A 14,953-nucleotide genomic window follows, 5' to 3' on the forward strand; every position below is an offset into this window, starting at 1 on the left:
GGAATCCGAAACTAGAAAACCCACCCAAAAATGGAACAATTTTTCGCGCCCAAGGTGTGGAGCGCTTCGCGGCGCGCCGAAGAGGCCGAGCCGCGGGAACAAGCGCACCTCGAGCCGGCCGCAGACGGGTGGGAACCGCCGCCCCGCTGCGCCGTTCCCCTACCGCTGCGGGGCGTCGTCCCCGCCGAACGGGGGCCTCGCAATGTCGCTGATTCTCATTTTGATTCTGCTGCTCGTCCTGCTCGGAGGCGGCGGCTATTACGGGCACCGTCGCTTCGGGCGTCGCGGCCTCGTCGGCGTGCTCGTGCTGATCCTCATCATCCTCTTGGTGATGTGGCTGCTCGGGGTCCTCATTCCGGGCCCGGTCTACCATCCGCCGGTGCTGCCGGAGCCGATCGTACCGCCGACCGGCGGGCAATGAGGCGCGGCCTCAGCCGGTCTGTTTGGTCAGCATCCAATTGAGCACGAGGCGCCAGTCGATCATGCGGATCGGCGTGCCGTGCTTGCCGGTATCGAACACGACGAGCTTGATCGGATAGCTCGGATCGAGCGCCTTCACCTTCTCGAAGAAGGTGGCCTGCCCCTTCCAGTCGAGCACCGGGTCCCAGGAGCCGTGGGCGAGAACGATGGGGAGCGGACGGGCCGGCCGGCGCGCCACCACGTTCAGATAATCGTCGTCGTGGACCGAGCCGAGCAGGAGGATGCCGCCGAGCAGCTTGGCGATGCTCGGGTCTTCGGCGAGCTTCCAGCACAGGACGCCGCCGAACGAGCCGCAGGCGATGAAGATCGGCGCGCCCGGCGAGGCGGCCGCGGTCTGGCGCACGAGCCCCTTGATGTCGGCGGCGCCATCGTCGGCGAAATCCGTGAAGTCGGGCGAGATATAGAGCCCGCCATTGCGCAGCATCAGGTTCTTGATGCGGTTGAAGTTGCCGCCGAACATCCAGTCGTTGGCGCCCTGGAAGCGGCTGCCGCCCTGCCCGTGGAGGTAGATCACCACCGCGCTCGCCCCTTCGGTGCGCCCGACAGTGATGTAGCGCTGGGTGCGGCCGTCGACGGTGTAGCTGAAATTCTGCTGCGCCCCCCAGGGCAGCATATCGACATATTCGCCGTAGACCTTCTGCTCGAAGATCTGATCGCGGTTCTTGAGATCGCGCAGCTTGATATATTCGATGACTTCGTAATCACCGCCATAGCGGCTATCGATCACGCGGGAATAGCGGAACAGGTCGTCCTTGAACGGGGCGAGTTGCAGGGCATTCGCCGGCGAGGCGAGGCTCCAGCCTATGAGAAGCGCGAGGATCGCCGTCAGAACGCGCCGCATCAAAACCACCTCCTTATCACCCGCCCCGTCGCGCCCGCCCCTTCGTCCCTTGGCATGTCATCCCAACGATTCTGCTCGCCGGCTCGTTCCGATCGGCCGGTGTTGCGAAACGCAAAACGGCCCGGATCCGCTCCGGGCCGTGAACTCTTGCGCCCGGCCGAGGGCCTCGCCTCCGCCAAGACCGACATCACCCGCTCGCGCGCAGAGCGCGCAAGCCGGCCGTCGCATTCGGGCTGGGGGTGTGCTGCTCCTAGTCGTCGCGATAGACACGCTCGCGGCGCTCGTGCCGCTCCTGCGCCTCGATCGACAGCGTCGCAACCGGACGCGCGTCGAGGCGCTTCAGCGAAATAGGCTCGCCGGTCTCCTCGCAATAGCCGTAGGAGCCGTCCTCGATCCGCTTCAGCGCCGCATCGATCTTGGCGATCAGCTTGCGCTGGCGATCACGGGCACGCAGTTCGATCGCCCGATCCGTCTCCGACGACGCGCGATCGGCGAGGTCGGGATGGTTCTGGCTCTCTTCCTGCAAATGACTGAGCGTCTCGCGGCTTTCGCGGAGGATCTCCTCCTTCCAAGCGTTGAGCTTCTTGCGGAAATATTCCCGCTGACGCTCGTTCATAAACGGTTCGCTCTCGGAAGGGCGATAGTCGTCGTCGATCTCAACCGCCATGGCGCTCCTCGACTCGGGCTCAAGGCGCGCTCCTTATAGCGGCGTGAGTCGATTGGTACAACGGCCGAAAGAAGGCGAATCACCGTTCTCGCGGAAGGCTCGTTCGCCTCTGGACAGCGCCCGCGCATCTTGCCACCCTCGCCCGAGACCCAGCCGCCGCGGGCGGCGCCGGGACCGCGGCAGGTGCGGGCCGACGAGGCCCACGCCGCCGTGCCCGTTCGAGAGCGAGACGCGCATGCCCCGGCTGCTTCTTCTTCGTCATGCCAAGTCGTCCTGGGATGCGCCGCAGCTCGCGGATTTCGACCGCCCGCTGAACTCGCGCGGGCGCCGCTCCGCGCCGCTCATGGGCCGCCATATCGCCGCCCACGCGCTGGTGCCCGACCGCATCGTCTGCTCGACCGCCCGGCGCACCCGGGAGACGCTGGCGGGCCTCCTGCCCTATCTCGCGACCGAGATGGACATCCGCATGACCCGCGATCTCTACGATTCGAGCGCATCGGATTATCTCGACGTGATCCGCGCCTTCGGCGGCTCGGCCCGCACGCTCCTCGTCATCGGGCACAATCCGGCCCTTCAGGAGACGGCGATCGACCTCGTCGGCACCGGCAACCCGACGATCGTCGATCAGATCACGAGCGAGTTCCCGACCGCGGCCCTCGCCATCATCGATTTCCCCGAGAAGAAGTGGTCGGAGATCCACCCGAAGGGCGGGCGCATCGTCTCGTTCTTCCAGCCGCGCGAGCTCGAATCGGTCGACGGGGGCCCGGCGGAAGACGAATAGCAGCGTGCACCCCTCGGTATCGATCGCTCGAGATTCTTTCGTTTTCTCAATATCTTACGGGCGAATGCCGCGAGTGTGCGGCGGCCGCACCGATAAAATCCCGCACGCCGCGTCCACCTCTCGGTAACCCTTTGCCCGGATCATGCGAAAGACGCTGCGCATGCGGTGCGCCGGCAACGGCGCTTGGCCGCCTGCCCGTCTCATCCCTTCGAATCCGCCGACCAAGGAGCCGCCATGTGGCGTAAGCTGATCATCTGCACGTCGTTCCTCGCGCTCGCCGCCTGCTCGAGCGACGAGCCGCAGCGCGCGGATGTGGCCGAACACGTTTCCGCCCCTCTGTTCCGCATCACCCCCCGTTCGGCCGGCCCGGTCAACGCCGGGACGCCCTATTCGTCCAAGGCGCTTCAGGCGCTGCTGCCGGGCTTCGAGGTGCGTCCGATCGAGACGGCGGTCGAGCACACCACCCTGCCGGCCTTCGCCGCCTTCTCGAACGGCCTCCAGGTCGCGCAATTCCTCAAGGGCAGCGACGGCAAGGTCGGTCAGGTATTCGGCGTGAGCGACCGCATCGTCGGCCCGAACGGCGAGCGCATCGGCATGACCATCAGCCAGTTGCGGATCAACCGTGCGAGCTGCCGGATGGGTCAGGATCTGTGGACCGACATGGCGATCTGCCCGGCGCACGGCACCTCGAACATCTCGCTCGTCTTCGCCGTACCGGGCTATCGCGGGCCGCTCGACCAGCTTCCGCCGCCGGACGAGCTCAAGGACGCCATCCTCCAGCGCATCGTCTGGAAGGCCGCCTGAGGCGGCTTAGGGACGCCGGCGCGGCGGCTCCCGCGCCGGCCCAGGACGGAGGCCGGCGCCGCCACTTGGCGCTCCAACGGCACACCACCCTCACAGCGTCATGCCCCGGCTCGTCCGGGGCATCTCTTTTTCGGCCGGCGAAATGGAAGTCGTCAGCCGCGAATGGCCTCGGACGTGGGCACCCCCAGCATCAAACCCGCTCGCACGAACGCCCTGTCGAGGCTGTAGATGGCCGACGCGCCGTGATTGCGGGCGATCGCGAGGTGAAGCGCGTCACCAGCGCGCAGACCCGTCTCCGCTCTGCCGAGATAGGCTTTCGCGAGCGAGAAGTCGTCGATGTCCGGCCGCAGAATGCGGAAGGACGATTGGGTCATCGCCTCGAAGCTCACATCGGCCCGCGCGGCTTGCGCCGAGTCGAGAGCGCCCATGCGGACCTCTCTCGCCAGCAGCGAGGACAGTTCGACGCGGGTCCAATGGCTGACGGCGAGGACCTGCTCACCGAGGCCACGCATGAAGGCGTCCACGGCTTCGCTGGTCGCTTCGCGTAGGATCAAGGGCGCCAGAAAGCTCGTGTCGGAAATAGGGCATCGGCGGTCATCTCGACTCGTCGCGGACCTCTCGAAGGATTTCGCTACTCGCGCGCTTCAGCCTCGGCATCGACGCCCGCAGCGAGGCAAGTCCTTCGAAATCGATCGGCCGCTTTCCCGTCTCGGCCGCCGAGATGCGGGCCACAGCTTTCCCGTCGCGGGTGACGAGAACGTCTTCCCCCGCTTCCGCCTTCTCCAAAAGCTCGCCGAGGCGCGCCTTCGCCTCGGCCAGGCTGACGGTGATCACGTGTGTCGCCTCGGCCGCGTCAAAGCCCAGCCATTCTGCCCGTTTCACCCGCGGGAAACCAGCCTTCGCCCTCAGATCGGGCTCGCGAACAGGTGCTCGATCGCGCCGCCGGTTTCCTCGCAGACGAGGCTCGCGAGCTGGCTGCGGTGGCAATGCTCCGGGTGGCGCTCGAAGCAGAGCAGGCAGACCGGCCGGCCGCTCGCGACGATCGAGGCCAGTGTCGCCCGCTCCTCCTTGGCGCCCTCGGTCTCGAGGTGCTCGCCGTAGATCCGCTGCAGGTCGCCATAGCGCCCCGTGCGGGCCGCGAGGCGGCCCTCGGCCGGCGTACCGAGCCCGCGCAGGTGGAGATAATCGATGCCGCGCTCGGCGAGCCCGGCCGCCAAGAGACGCTTGGAGAAGCCGGGACGCCGCGAGGCGGCGATCGCCCGCACGTCGACCAAGAGCGCCACGCCCGCCTCGGCGAGCGCATCGATCACCGCGGGCTGGCGCACCTGCTCGTAGCCGATCGTGAAAAGGGTGGGCGTCGCCATCGCTGCCTCGTCGGTCACGCCGACCCACCGGGCGCGTAGCCGCCCTCGGGGCCAAAGAAGAGAACCCAAGTCGAGAAATCGTCGCCGAACTCGACGAAGCGGTGCTCCTCACCGGCCGCAACGAAGAGGACGTCGCCGGGGCCGAACGGAACCCGCTCCCGTGCGCGCTCGAAGACGCCGGTGCCCGTCGCCACGACATAGATCTCGTCGCGGCTGTGCGGCGTCTGGAGATCGACGCCGCGCGGGGCATAGAGCTCGATCGAGAGGTCGCCCCGCTCAAACAGCACGACGAAGGGATCCGGCACCCGCGCGAGCGCGGCGGCCGCGTCCGCGAGCCCGATCTTGAGATCGCCGTCGAGCCTGTCGCTCATGCTGCCCCCCTCGCGCAGACGCCGGCGGGTCTCGGCCTCGCCGGCCATTGCGGTGAAGGGTAAGCCGCGGCGGCCTCGCGCGTCCAGGCTCGTGGGTTCAGGACGCCGTTCAGTCGTGGAAATCGAGGCCCATCTCGCGATAGCGCTCCGGATCGTCGGACCAGCTTCCGCGCACCTTCACGAACAGGAAGAGGTGCACCGGACGCTCCAGGATCGCCGTGATCTCCTCGCGCGCGGCCTGGGAGATCGCCTTGACGGTGTGTCCCGCCTTGCCGAGCACGATCTTCTTCTGGCTGTCGCGCTCGACATAGATCGTCTGCTCGATGCGCACGGCGCCGCCCTTGAGCTCCTTCCACGCCTCGGTCTCGACGGTCGAGGCGTAGGGCAGCTCCTCGTGGAGACGGAGCATCATCTTCTCGCGGGTGATCTCGGCCGCGAGCTGGCGCATCGGCAGATCGGAGATCTGGTCTTCCGGGTAGAGCCAATGCCCCTTCGGCACGGCCTCCGCAAAGAAGGCGAGGACGTCGTCGACGCCACTGCCGTTGAGGGCGGAGACCATGAAGGTGCGGTCGAACGGCACCTTGGCGTTGAGGTCGGAGGCGAGCGCCAGGAGGCTGTCGCGCTTCACGGTGTCGATCTTGTTGAGGATCAGCACCTTCGGATGGCGAACCTCTTTCAGGTTCTCGAGGATCGTCTCGACCTCGTCGTCGATGCCGCGCTTGGCATCGATGAGGAGCGCGACGAGATCGGCGTCCTTGGCGCCGCCCCACGCGGTCGTCACCATGGCGCGGTCGAGCCGGCGGCGCGGCTTGAAGATGCCCGGCGTATCGACGAAGACGACCTGCGACGGCCCGGCGATGGCGATGCCACGCACCAGCGCGCGCGTCGTCTGCACCTTGTGGGTGACGATCGAGACCTTGGCCCCGACCAGGTGATTGAGCAGCGTCGACTTGCCCGCGTTCGGCGCGCCGATGAGCGCGACGAAGCCGCAGCGCATGTCTTCCGCGGCGGGCGTCGCCGCCGGTTGCTGTTCTTCAGGCGCCAAGGTCTTCCTCCGACGCGAGTCCCTCGCGCTTCAAGATAACGGCGGCCGCATTCTGCTCCGCCTCACGTTTCGAACGTCCGGTGCCCTCGCCCGGCGCGATGCCGTCGAGCTTCACCGTAACCTGGAACACCGGCGCATGGTCCGGTCCGGACCGGCCGATCTCGAGATAGGCCGGGGTCGGCAGGCCGCGCCCCTGGGCCCATTCCTGCAACATCGTCTTCGCATCGCGCACCGGTCGGGCGAAGGCCCGCATCCGCGGACCCCAATGGGTCTCGACGAGCGGGCGCACCCGCTCGAGCCCGGCTTCGAGATAGAGCGCGGCGAGCACCGCCTCGCAGACGTCGCCGAGGATCGCCGACTTGCGCCGGCCGCCGGCCTGCGCCTCGCCGGCGCCGACCCGCATCGCCCGGTCGAGGCCGAGATCGATCGCCACCGCCGCGCAGGTCTCCCGGCGGACCAGATGGTTGAACCGCTGGGCGAGCTCGCCCTCCTCCGCGCCCGGAAAGGCGCGATAGAGCATATCCGCAACGGTGAGCCCGAGCACCCGGTCGCCGAGGAACTCGAGCCGCTGATAGCCGTCGGCGGCGTTCCGTCCTGTCGAGAGCGCGCTCGGATGGGTGAGCGCGCGGCCGATCAGGCCGCGGTCCGCGAAGACGTGTCCCAGCCGTTCCTCGAGCGCTTCGATCTCTCGGTCACCGCGGCCGGTCATAGGAGCTTGAAGATCCGGCCCCAACGGACGTCGGTCGGCCACTTCCAGAGCTGCCACGCCGGCTCGTCGCCGTCGATCGAGAAGAAGATCACCTCCGCCCGGCCGACCAGATTCTCGAACGGCACGTAGCCGACATGGTCGAGCACGCGACTGTCGCTCGAATTGTCGCGGTTGTCGCCCATCATGAAATAATGGCCGGGCGGCACCGTATAGACCTGGGTATCGTCCCAGAAGCCGTGCGGATCGAGATCGAGCACGTCGTAGGAGACGCCGTTCGGCAGGGTCTCCTTGAAGCGCGGGATCTGTCGGCGCACGCCGAACTCGTCGGTGTCGACATAGAAGCCGTCCGGCACCTTCGGCACGGCCTTGTCGTTGATGTAGAGGACGCCGCCGATCATCTGGATGCGGTCGCCCGGCATGCCGATGAGACGCTTGATGTAGTCCGTCTCGTTGTCGGTCGGCAGCTTGAAGACGACGATGTCGCCCCGCTTCGGCTCGGACGCGAGGATGCGGCCGGAGAACGGCACCGCGCCGAAGGGGAACGAATAGCGGCTGTAGCCGTAGGCATATTTCGAGACGAACACGTAATCTCCGATCAGGAGGGTGTCCATCATCGAGCCCGATGGGATGTTGAAGGGCTGGAACAGGAACGTGCGGACGACGAGCGCCAACAGGAGCGCCTGAACGACGACTTTGATGGTCTCGTAGGCGCCGCCTTGTTTGTCCGTCTTATGAGTCGCCAAGTTCCCGCTCGCTGATTTGTCGCTCGACACGGCGGTATCGCCTTCCGTGCAAAAAGTATGGAAAACGGCGCGCCACCCCGCACCGAACGTGCGCCCTAAATAGAGCTTCGGCCGACGCGGCGCAATTCGGCCTCAGCGCCAGCGCGTCGAGGGCGGGACGGGCCAATCCTGCGGCACGGCCGAGATCACCACGAAGGCCTGCGCCAGCGGATAATCGTCGGTCATCGTGACGTCGATGTGGGCGCGGAAGCCCACGGGCGTCATCGCCGCGAGCCGCTCGGCCGCGCCGCCGGTGAGCACGATGGTCGGCTTACCGCTCGGCAGGTTGACGACGCCCATCTCGCGCCAGGCGACGCCCATCCGCACGCCGCTGCCGAGCGCCTTGGAACAGGCCTCCTTGGCGGCGAAGCGCTTGGCATAGGTCGCGGCGCGCTGGGCGTGGCGGCCGCCTTCGATGCGGCCCTCCGCCTTCGCCCGCTCGGTCTCGGTGAAGACGCGCTCGGTGAAGCGCGGGCCGAACCGCTCGAGCGTCTTCTCGACCCGCTTGATGTCGATGAGGTCCGCGCCGATGCCGAGGATCATGCGCGCTCCGCGGTGGGCATCGTCACCATCCGCGCCTCCATCATGCGCCGGTGCATTTCGGCGACCGAGCGTTCGAGCCCGACGAAGATCGCCTCCGCCACCAGGAAGTGACCGATATTGAGCTCGGCGATCTGCGGCAGTCGGGCGATCGGCGCGACGGTGTCGTAGGTTAGGCCGTGGCCGGCATGAACTTCGAGGCCGATCGCCGCGCCGTGGGCGGCGGCCTCGGCGATGCGGGCGAGTTCGGCCGCCTCGGCGATCCGCTCGCCGGCGAGATGGAGATCGCAATAGCGCCCGGTGTGGAGTTCGACGACCGGCGCGCCGAGGGCGCGGGCGACGTCGAGTTGGCGCGGGTCGGGCTCGATGAACAGCGAGACGCGGATGCCGGCGGCGGCGAGCGCCGCGATCATCGGCGCAAGGCGCTCGCGGCCGGCGATCACGTCGAGCCCGCCCTCGGTGGTGCGCTCCTCGCGCTTCTCGGGGACGATGCAGGTGGCGTGGGGCCGGACCTTGAGGGCGATCGCCACCATCTCCTCGGTCGCCGCCATCTCCAGATTGAGCGGCAGCGTGATCTCGGCGGCGAGCCGCTCGATATCGCGATCGCGGATGTGGCGGCGGTCCTCGCGAAGGTGCGCGGTGATGCCGTCGGCACCGCCCTCCTGCGCCGTGCGGGCGGCGCAGACCGGGTCGGGATAGGGCCCGCCGCGGGCATTGCGCACGGTCGCCACGTGATCGACGTTGACCCCGAGGCGGAGCGGCGACGGCGACGCGATCATGATCTCGTTTCCTCTTTGGGCACGGCAGGGTTCGGCAGGGCGGAGCCGCCCGGCAACGCGGCGGCGTTGGCACGCGCCCGGGCGCGCAGCCGCGCGGTGCGCCGGCGACGATAGCTGCCGACGCCGATGCGCGTCAGCACATAGGTGACAAGTCCGATCACGATCGCGACGGGCAGCGAGCCGATGATCATCGGCTCGATGAGCGGCCAAAGCGTGCTCCACGGATGGTCGAACGCACCGCTCATCATCAGGGCGTTGAACGGATCGCGGCCGAGATGGAAATGGTGGGGCAGCAGATGCGGCCGCACCGTGTCCGGCGCCAGCCATTCGCCGACCTTGAAGGTGATGCTCCAGATCAGCGGATAGGTGAAGGGATTGCCGAAATTGGTGGCGATCAGCGCGGCGAGCGCGTTGCCGCCGAGGAGCAACGCCAGCGCGACGCTGAGCACCATGTGAAGGCCGAGGAAGGGCGTCGTCGCCATCGCGACGCCCGCCGCGACCCCGGCGGCGACCGCGTGCGGCGATTCTCCGAGGCGGAGAATGCGCTTCCAATGATAGCCGACGGACCGGCGCCAGGACCGTCGCGGCCACACCGCGATCCTGAGACGTTCTTTGAAGCCGGGTTTTTCGCGTCGGCGGAACAGCACTCGCTCACCTGAAAAGTCGTCGCCCGCCGGAAGCGGTCAGGCGAGGCCGCGGCTCCCCGGCTTCACGGGGGAATGGCGGCGAGTTCCGGCGGCAGGGCATCCGCCGGATAGGCCGGCACGACGTATTCGGCGAGCGCGACGAGCGGCACGCCGATCTCCGCCTTGCCACCCGAACGGTCGATCAGGCAGGCCGCCGCCACCACGTCCGCGCCCAAAGCACGAACCGCGGCGATGGTCTCGCGGATGGAGAGGCCGGTCGTCACGATGTCCTCGACGATGACGACCCGCGCGCCGGTCTCGATCTCGAAGCGGCGCAGGCGGAACTCACCGTTCTCGCGCTCGACCCAGACCGCCGGCACGGCGAGATGGCGTGCCGTCTCGTAACCCGGCACGATGCCGCCGACGGCCGGGGCGACGACATAATCGATCCGGCCCGGAACCTCGGCGCGAATCCGGTCGGCGAGCGCCCGGCACAGCACCTCGGTCTTCGCCGGATGCATGAAGACGCGCGCCTTCTGCAAGAAGACCGGGCTGCGCAGGCCCGAACTCAGGATGAAGTGCCCTTCGAGGATCGCCCCGCAAGATCTGAAAACATCGAGCACTTCGTCGCGAGTCATGAGCATTTCCCCTGGTTCGGCGCGCCGTGGCGCCCGCCTTCATCGCGGCCGGCCACGGCGAAAGCAAGGCCGCTTCGGTGCGGCGCGTCAGCCGTTGACGCGGGCGACGCTGGTGACGTTCGGCAGAAGCCGCACCTGAGCGATGATCTCGTTCAGATGCTTCACGTCGTAGACCTCGAGATCGATCAGCATGTCGTGGGCGTCGTGGCCGCGTCGCACCATCTTGATGTTGTCGATGTTGCCCTCGGTCTCGCCGATCGCCCGGGCGATGACGGCGAGCGAGCCCGGCTCGTTGATCGAGGACACCTTGATCTGCGCCGGGAAGCGTTCGGCTGCGTCGGGATCGATCTCCCAGCGCACGTCGAGCCAGCGTTCCGGCTCGTCGTCGAACTGCTTCAAGGCCGGCGACTGGATCGGGTAGATCGTCACGCCCTGCCCCGGCGTCAGGATGCCGACGATGCGGTCGCCGGGAATGGCGCCGCCGTCCGGCGCGAAGCGCACCGGCAGATCCGCGCGCAGGCCGCGGATCGGCAGCTCCGCCGGGTTGGTCTCGTTGGTGAGGCTGCGGCTCTCGACGCCGGCGCCCGGCCGGCGCGGCGGCCGTCCGCGCTGCGCCTCGGTCTGATAATCGGGATAGACCGCCTTCAGCACGTCGTCGGAATTGACCTCGCCGCGCCCGACCGCCGCCAGGAGGTCGGTGACGTTGGACTGGCCGAGCCGCGTCAGCGCGCCTTCGAGCTGCTCCTGGGCGAACGGGCGGCCGGCGCGGTCGAACGCGCGCTCCACGATGTGCTTGCCGAGGCCGCTATATTGCCGGCGCACGGCATCCTTGGTGGCGCGGCGGATGGCGGCGCGGGCCTTGCCGGTGACGGCGATCGATTCCCACGCGGCCGGCGGCGTCTGCGCCTTGGAGCGGATGATCTCCACCTCGTCGCCGTTCGCGAGCGCGGTGACGAGCGGCATGATGCGCCCGTTGATCTTGCAGCCGACGCAGGTGTTGCCGACGTCGGTGTGGACCGCGTAGGCGAAGTCGATCGGCGTCGCGCCGCGCGGCAAGGCGATCAGCCGGCCCTTCGGCGTGAAACAGAACACCTGATCGTAGAACAGCTCGAGCTTGGTGTTCTCGAGGAATTCCTCCGGCGTATCGCCCTCGTTGAGAAGGTCGATGGTCCGCCGCAGCCATTCGTAGGCGCGGCTCTCCTCGGTCGCCTTGGCGATGTTGCGCCCGCCGGTCTTGCCGTCCTTGTAGAGGGCGTGGGCCGCGATGCCGTATTCGGCGACGCGGTTCATCTCGGCGGTGCGGATCTGGAGTTCGACGCGCTGGCGGCTCGGGCCGACGACGGTCGTGTGCAACGACCGATAATCGTTCTGCTTCGGCGTCGAGATATAGTCCTTGAAGCGGCCGGGCACCGTCGGCCACGTGGTGTGGACGATGCCGAGCACCTGGTAGCAATCCTCGAGCGACGGCACGACGACGCGGAAGCCGAAGATGTCCGACAATTGCTCGAAGGCGACCGACTTGCGCTGCATCTTCGAGAAGATCGAGTAAGGCCGCTTCTGGCGCCCCTTCACCTCGGCGACGATACCGTGCTCGGCGAACCGGCGGGTGAGTTCGGCCTCGATCTCGCCGATCAGGTCCCGGTTGCGCTCGCTCAGCGCACTGAGCCGTTCGGTGATGGTCTTCCACGCATCGGGATTGAGATGGCGGAAGGCGAGGTCCTCAAGCTCCTCGCGCAGCGACTGCATGCCCATGCGCCCGGCCAGCGGCGCATAGATCTCCATCGTCTCCTCGGCGATGCGCGCGCGCTTCGCCTCCGGCACGAAATGGAGGGTCCGCATATTGTGCAGGCGGTCGGCAAGCTTGACGAGGAGAACGCGGACGTCGTCGGCGACGGCGAGCAGGAGCTTGCGGAAATTCTCCGCCTGCTTGGCTTTCTGGGTGACGAGATCGAGCCGCCGGATCTTGGTGAGGCCGTCGACGAGCTTGCCGATCTCCTCCCCGAAGGTGCTGTCGATCTCGGCGCGGGTCGCGTCGGTGTCCTCGATCGTGTCGTGGAGGAGCGCGACCGCGATGGTGGCATCGTCGAGCCGAAGATTGGTCAGGATTGCCGCGACTTCGAGCGGATGCGAAATGTAAGGATCGCCCGAGGCGCGCTTCTGCGCCCCGTGCTTCTGCATCGCGTAGACGTAGGCCTTGTTGAGAAGAGCCTCGTCGGCGTTCGGGTTGTACCGCGTGACCCGCTCGACGAGCTCGTACTGACGCATCATCGGAAGTTCGACCCGCCTCCAGACCGGCGCTGCGGGAGCAGCGCACCAACACGACGGCACTGCAGGGGCAGCGCATTCGAGACCGTGCGTGAGGAGACGCTCGACGGTCTTCGCGTCGTCAGCGGGAAGGACGCGACGGCGGCGAGGACGCCGCCGCCCTCATCACATTCAAATATCGTCGGTCTTTTCGGGCGGCACCAGCCCTTCGAGGCCGCGCAGCAGATCTTCTTCCGACATGCGGTCGAACGCCACTTCGCCGTCGTCGACCGAATCGCTCGACGAGGAAGCGACGAGCGGAACCGGCTCGGGCTCGGGCTCATCCACCTCGACATATTTCTGCAGCGAGTGGATGAGGTCCTCCTTGAGGTCCTCGGGATGAACGGTCTCGTCGGCGATCTCGCGCAGCGCCACGACCGGGTTCTTGTCATTGTCGCGATCGATCGTGAGCTGAGAACCGCTCGAGATCATGCGCGCACGATGGCTGGCGAGCAGCACCAGCTCGAACCGGTTTTCGACCTTGTCGATACAATCCTCGACGGTCACACGGGCCATCGGTTGACTCCACTTTGTAGGGACTTGTATTCGTCAATAGGGGCGACGCGCAGGAAAGGCAAGCACGGCGCACCAACCGTTGCGATTCGAGACCGTTTGAAGATCGTGGATTTCCCTGAAGACCGGCGTGTGCCGAGCACCGCCATCACATTGTGAAAGCCAGCCCGCCGCAGCGCGATGCGGCCGCATCCGAAAAGATCCCCGCCCGCACGGCGACTGCACGAACGATCCGATTCGACCACGGCCCGACGGCCACACCCATATCCTAGCGAAACCGTATTTCAGCAGAAGCGGCACAAGAGAACCATGAATAAGCCAGCTAAAGACCCTTTCACGTTCGATCCCCGCGAGAAAATTGCTCTCTTCATCGACGGCGCCAATCTCTATGGCACCGCGAAGACGCTTGGTTTCGATATCGATTACCGGCGACTTCTCGAAGAATTCAAGTCACACGGCTATTTGCTGCGTGCATATTATTATACGGCGCTGATCGAAGATCAGGAATATTCCTCGATTCGACCGCTCATCGATTGGCTCGATTATAACGGCTACAAGGTCGTGACGAAGCCGGTTAAGGAGTTCGTCGACCATGCCGGCCGCCGCAAGATCAAGGGCAACATGGACATCGAACTCGTCGTCGATGCCATGGAGCAGATCGAGCACGTCGATCATTTCGTGCTGTTCTCCGGCGACGGCGACTTCCGCCCGCTCGTCGAGGCGATCCAGCGCCGCGGCCGCAAGGTGAGCGTCGTCTCGACCCTCGTCACCCAGCCGCCGATGGTTTCGGACGATCTGCGCCGCCAGGCCGACCATTTCATCGAGCTCGCGAACCTCTCGAACAAGATCGGCCGCGATCCGGGCGAGCGCGCCGCGCGCGCGGCCGAGCGTCAGGACCGCTACCAGCGCGATCCCGAGCCGTCCGACCTGTGAGCGCCGGCCGCTTGCTCGAGCCCGCGGTCGCGGAGCCGGACCACGATTGTCCGCTCTGCCCGCGGCTCGTCGCCTTTCGGGAGACGCACCGCGCGCGGGAGCCGGACTGGTTCAACGCGCCGGTGCCGACCTTCGGGCCCGACGATGCGGAACTCCTCATCGTCGGCCTCGCCCCTGGCTTGCGCGGGGCGAACCGCACCGGGCGTCCCTTCACCGGCGACTACGCCGGCGATCTCCTTTACCAGACGCTCATCGACCGCGGCCTCGCGCGCGGCACCTATCGCGCAGATCCGAACGACGGGCTCGAGCTTGTCGGCACCGCGATCAGCAACGGCGTGCGCTGCGTGCCGCCGGACAACAAGCCGGTCGGCGCGGAGATCGCCGCCTGCCGGCCCTTCCTCGCTGCCACGATTTCGCGTTTCACGAGGCTCAAGGCGATCGTCGTGCTCGGCCGCATCGCCCATGACACGACGCTGTCGGCACTCGGGGCAAGGCGGGCGAGCCATCCGTTCCGGCACGGCGCGGAACACGCCATGGCCGGCGGCCGGACGCTGTTCGACAGCTATCATTGCAGCCGCTACAACACGAACACCGGCGTGCTGACGCCCGCCATGTTCGAGGCGGTGTTCGATCGGGTCGTCGCGTACCTCGGGCGGTGAGGCTGGGGAAGACCCCTGCTGAGCCTGTGACGTTCCCTCTGATTTCAAGGGAGCCACCCCTTGCTTCTCCCCTCGGGGGAGAAGGTGCCCCGAAGGGGCGGATGAGGAAATAGGCTC

The 14,953-nt window shown here is 67.2% G+C and carries 19 protein-coding genes and 1 pseudogene; 5 read left to right on the plus strand and 15 right to left on the minus strand.

The window, feature by feature from the left end:
- The first annotated feature begins 202 nt into the window (after positions 1–202).
- Positions 203–421 carry a DUF3309 family protein gene (locus tag F0357_RS02380; RefSeq protein WP_208948178.1) on the plus strand — a complete coding sequence of 73 codons (219 nt, stop codon included), beginning with the start codon at positions 203–205 and terminating at the stop codon, positions 419–421.
- A gap of 9 nt (positions 422–430) precedes the next feature.
- Here the strand turns inward: F0357_RS02380 and F0357_RS02385 are convergent, their stop codons facing one another.
- Positions 431–1,321 (minus strand): alpha/beta fold hydrolase, encoded by an 891-nt coding sequence (locus tag F0357_RS02385; protein WP_153478328.1) that lies wholly within the window; start codon positions 1,319–1,321, stop codon positions 431–433.
- Between the two features lie 250 nt (positions 1,322–1,571).
- Complete coding sequence (gene dksA / locus F0357_RS02390) at positions 1,572–1,988, minus strand: RNA polymerase-binding protein DksA (RefSeq protein ID WP_153478338.1); 417 nt, start codon at positions 1,986–1,988, stop codon at positions 1,572–1,574.
- A gap of 235 nt (positions 1,989–2,223) precedes the next feature.
- On the opposite strand from dksA, the gene F0357_RS02395 reads away from it, so the two are divergent.
- Positions 2,224–2,769 (plus strand): SixA phosphatase family protein, encoded by a 546-nt coding sequence (locus F0357_RS02395; RefSeq protein WP_153478340.1) that lies wholly within the window; start codon positions 2,224–2,226, stop codon positions 2,767–2,769.
- A 234-nt stretch (positions 2,770–3,003) separates the two neighbouring features.
- Complete coding sequence (locus tag F0357_RS02400; protein WP_153478344.1) at positions 3,004–3,573, plus strand: DUF1131 family protein; 570 nt, start codon at positions 3,004–3,006, stop codon at positions 3,571–3,573.
- A 152-nt stretch (positions 3,574–3,725) separates the two neighbouring features.
- Here F0357_RS02400 and F0357_RS02405 read toward each other — a convergent pair whose 3' ends face one another.
- The 13 genes and pseudogenes from F0357_RS02405 to rpoZ all read right to left on the minus strand — a co-directional run bounded on the left by F0357_RS02405 (position 3,726) and on the right by rpoZ (position 13,247).
- Positions 3,726–4,154 carry a type II toxin-antitoxin system VapC family toxin gene (locus F0357_RS02405; protein WP_312861676.1) on the minus strand — a complete coding sequence of 143 codons (429 nt, stop codon included), beginning with the start codon at positions 4,152–4,154 and terminating at the stop codon, positions 3,726–3,728.
- Between the two features lie 13 nt (positions 4,155–4,167).
- Positions 4,168–4,407 carry a type II toxin-antitoxin system Phd/YefM family antitoxin gene (locus tag F0357_RS25085; protein ID WP_208948180.1) on the minus strand — a complete coding sequence of 80 codons (240 nt, stop codon included), beginning with the start codon at positions 4,405–4,407 and terminating at the stop codon, positions 4,168–4,170.
- A 71-nt stretch (positions 4,408–4,478) separates the two neighbouring features.
- Positions 4,479–4,937, minus strand: coding sequence for a DUF488 domain-containing protein (locus tag F0357_RS02415; RefSeq protein ID WP_153478351.1), 459 nt, complete (start codon positions 4,935–4,937; stop codon positions 4,479–4,481).
- Between the two features lie 14 nt (positions 4,938–4,951).
- On the minus strand, positions 4,952–5,308 hold the full coding sequence (locus F0357_RS02420) for a cupin domain-containing protein (protein ID WP_153478353.1): 357 nt from the start codon (positions 5,306–5,308) through the stop codon (positions 4,952–4,954).
- A 109-nt stretch (positions 5,309–5,417) separates the two neighbouring features.
- Positions 5,418–6,305 (minus strand): GTPase Era, encoded by an 888-nt coding sequence (era, locus tag F0357_RS02425; protein ID WP_153486006.1) that lies wholly within the window; start codon positions 6,303–6,305, stop codon positions 5,418–5,420.
- Between the two features lie 37 nt (positions 6,306–6,342).
- Positions 6,343–7,062 carry a ribonuclease III gene (rnc, locus tag F0357_RS02430; RefSeq protein WP_153478355.1) on the minus strand — a complete coding sequence of 240 codons (720 nt, stop codon included), beginning with the start codon at positions 7,060–7,062 and terminating at the stop codon, positions 6,343–6,345.
- Positions 7,059–7,805 carry a signal peptidase I gene (lepB, locus tag F0357_RS02435; RefSeq protein ID WP_153478358.1) on the minus strand — a complete coding sequence of 249 codons (747 nt, stop codon included), beginning with the start codon at positions 7,803–7,805 and terminating at the stop codon, positions 7,059–7,061. The genes rnc and lepB overlap by 4 nt, the downstream gene beginning before the upstream one ends.
- 132 nt (positions 7,806–7,937) lie before the next feature.
- Positions 7,938–8,387 (minus strand): holo-ACP synthase, encoded by a 450-nt coding sequence (acpS, locus tag F0357_RS02440; protein ID WP_153478360.1) that lies wholly within the window; start codon positions 8,385–8,387, stop codon positions 7,938–7,940.
- Positions 8,384–9,163, minus strand: coding sequence for a pyridoxine 5'-phosphate synthase (locus F0357_RS02445; protein WP_153478362.1), 780 nt, complete (start codon positions 9,161–9,163; stop codon positions 8,384–8,386). The genes acpS and F0357_RS02445 overlap by 4 nt, the downstream gene beginning before the upstream one ends.
- On the minus strand, positions 9,160–9,810 hold the full coding sequence (locus F0357_RS02450) for a DUF2062 domain-containing protein (protein WP_153478364.1): 651 nt from the start codon (positions 9,808–9,810) through the stop codon (positions 9,160–9,162). The genes F0357_RS02445 and F0357_RS02450 overlap by 4 nt, the downstream gene beginning before the upstream one ends.
- A gap of 36 nt (positions 9,811–9,846) precedes the next feature.
- Positions 9,847–10,427: pseudogene (gene pyrE / locus F0357_RS02455) on the minus strand (orotate phosphoribosyltransferase).
- An 87-nt stretch (positions 10,428–10,514) separates the two neighbouring features.
- On the minus strand, positions 10,515–12,695 hold the full coding sequence (locus F0357_RS02460; protein ID WP_153478367.1) for a RelA/SpoT family protein: 2,181 nt from the start codon (positions 12,693–12,695) through the stop codon (positions 10,515–10,517).
- 168 nt (positions 12,696–12,863) lie between these two features.
- Positions 12,864–13,247 carry a DNA-directed RNA polymerase subunit omega gene (rpoZ, locus tag F0357_RS02465; RefSeq protein ID WP_153478369.1) on the minus strand — a complete coding sequence of 128 codons (384 nt, stop codon included), beginning with the start codon at positions 13,245–13,247 and terminating at the stop codon, positions 12,864–12,866.
- A 306-nt stretch (positions 13,248–13,553) separates the two neighbouring features.
- Between rpoZ and F0357_RS02470 the strand changes: the two genes are divergently transcribed.
- Positions 13,554–14,177 carry a LabA-like NYN domain-containing protein gene (locus F0357_RS02470; protein WP_153478371.1) on the plus strand — a complete coding sequence of 208 codons (624 nt, stop codon included), beginning with the start codon at positions 13,554–13,556 and terminating at the stop codon, positions 14,175–14,177.
- The gene (locus F0357_RS02475) at positions 14,174–14,836 is read left to right on the plus strand and encodes a uracil-DNA glycosylase (RefSeq protein ID WP_312861422.1); all 663 of its coding nucleotides are present in this window, start codon (positions 14,174–14,176) and stop codon (positions 14,834–14,836) included. The genes F0357_RS02470 and F0357_RS02475 overlap by 4 nt, the downstream gene beginning before the upstream one ends.
- The last annotated feature ends 117 nt before the right edge of the window (positions 14,837–14,953 follow it).

The sequence above is a fragment of the Segnochrobactrum spirostomi genome, assembly GCF_009600605.1.
GTDB classification, from domain to species: domain Bacteria; phylum Pseudomonadota; class Alphaproteobacteria; order Rhizobiales; family Segnochrobactraceae; genus Segnochrobactrum; species Segnochrobactrum spirostomi.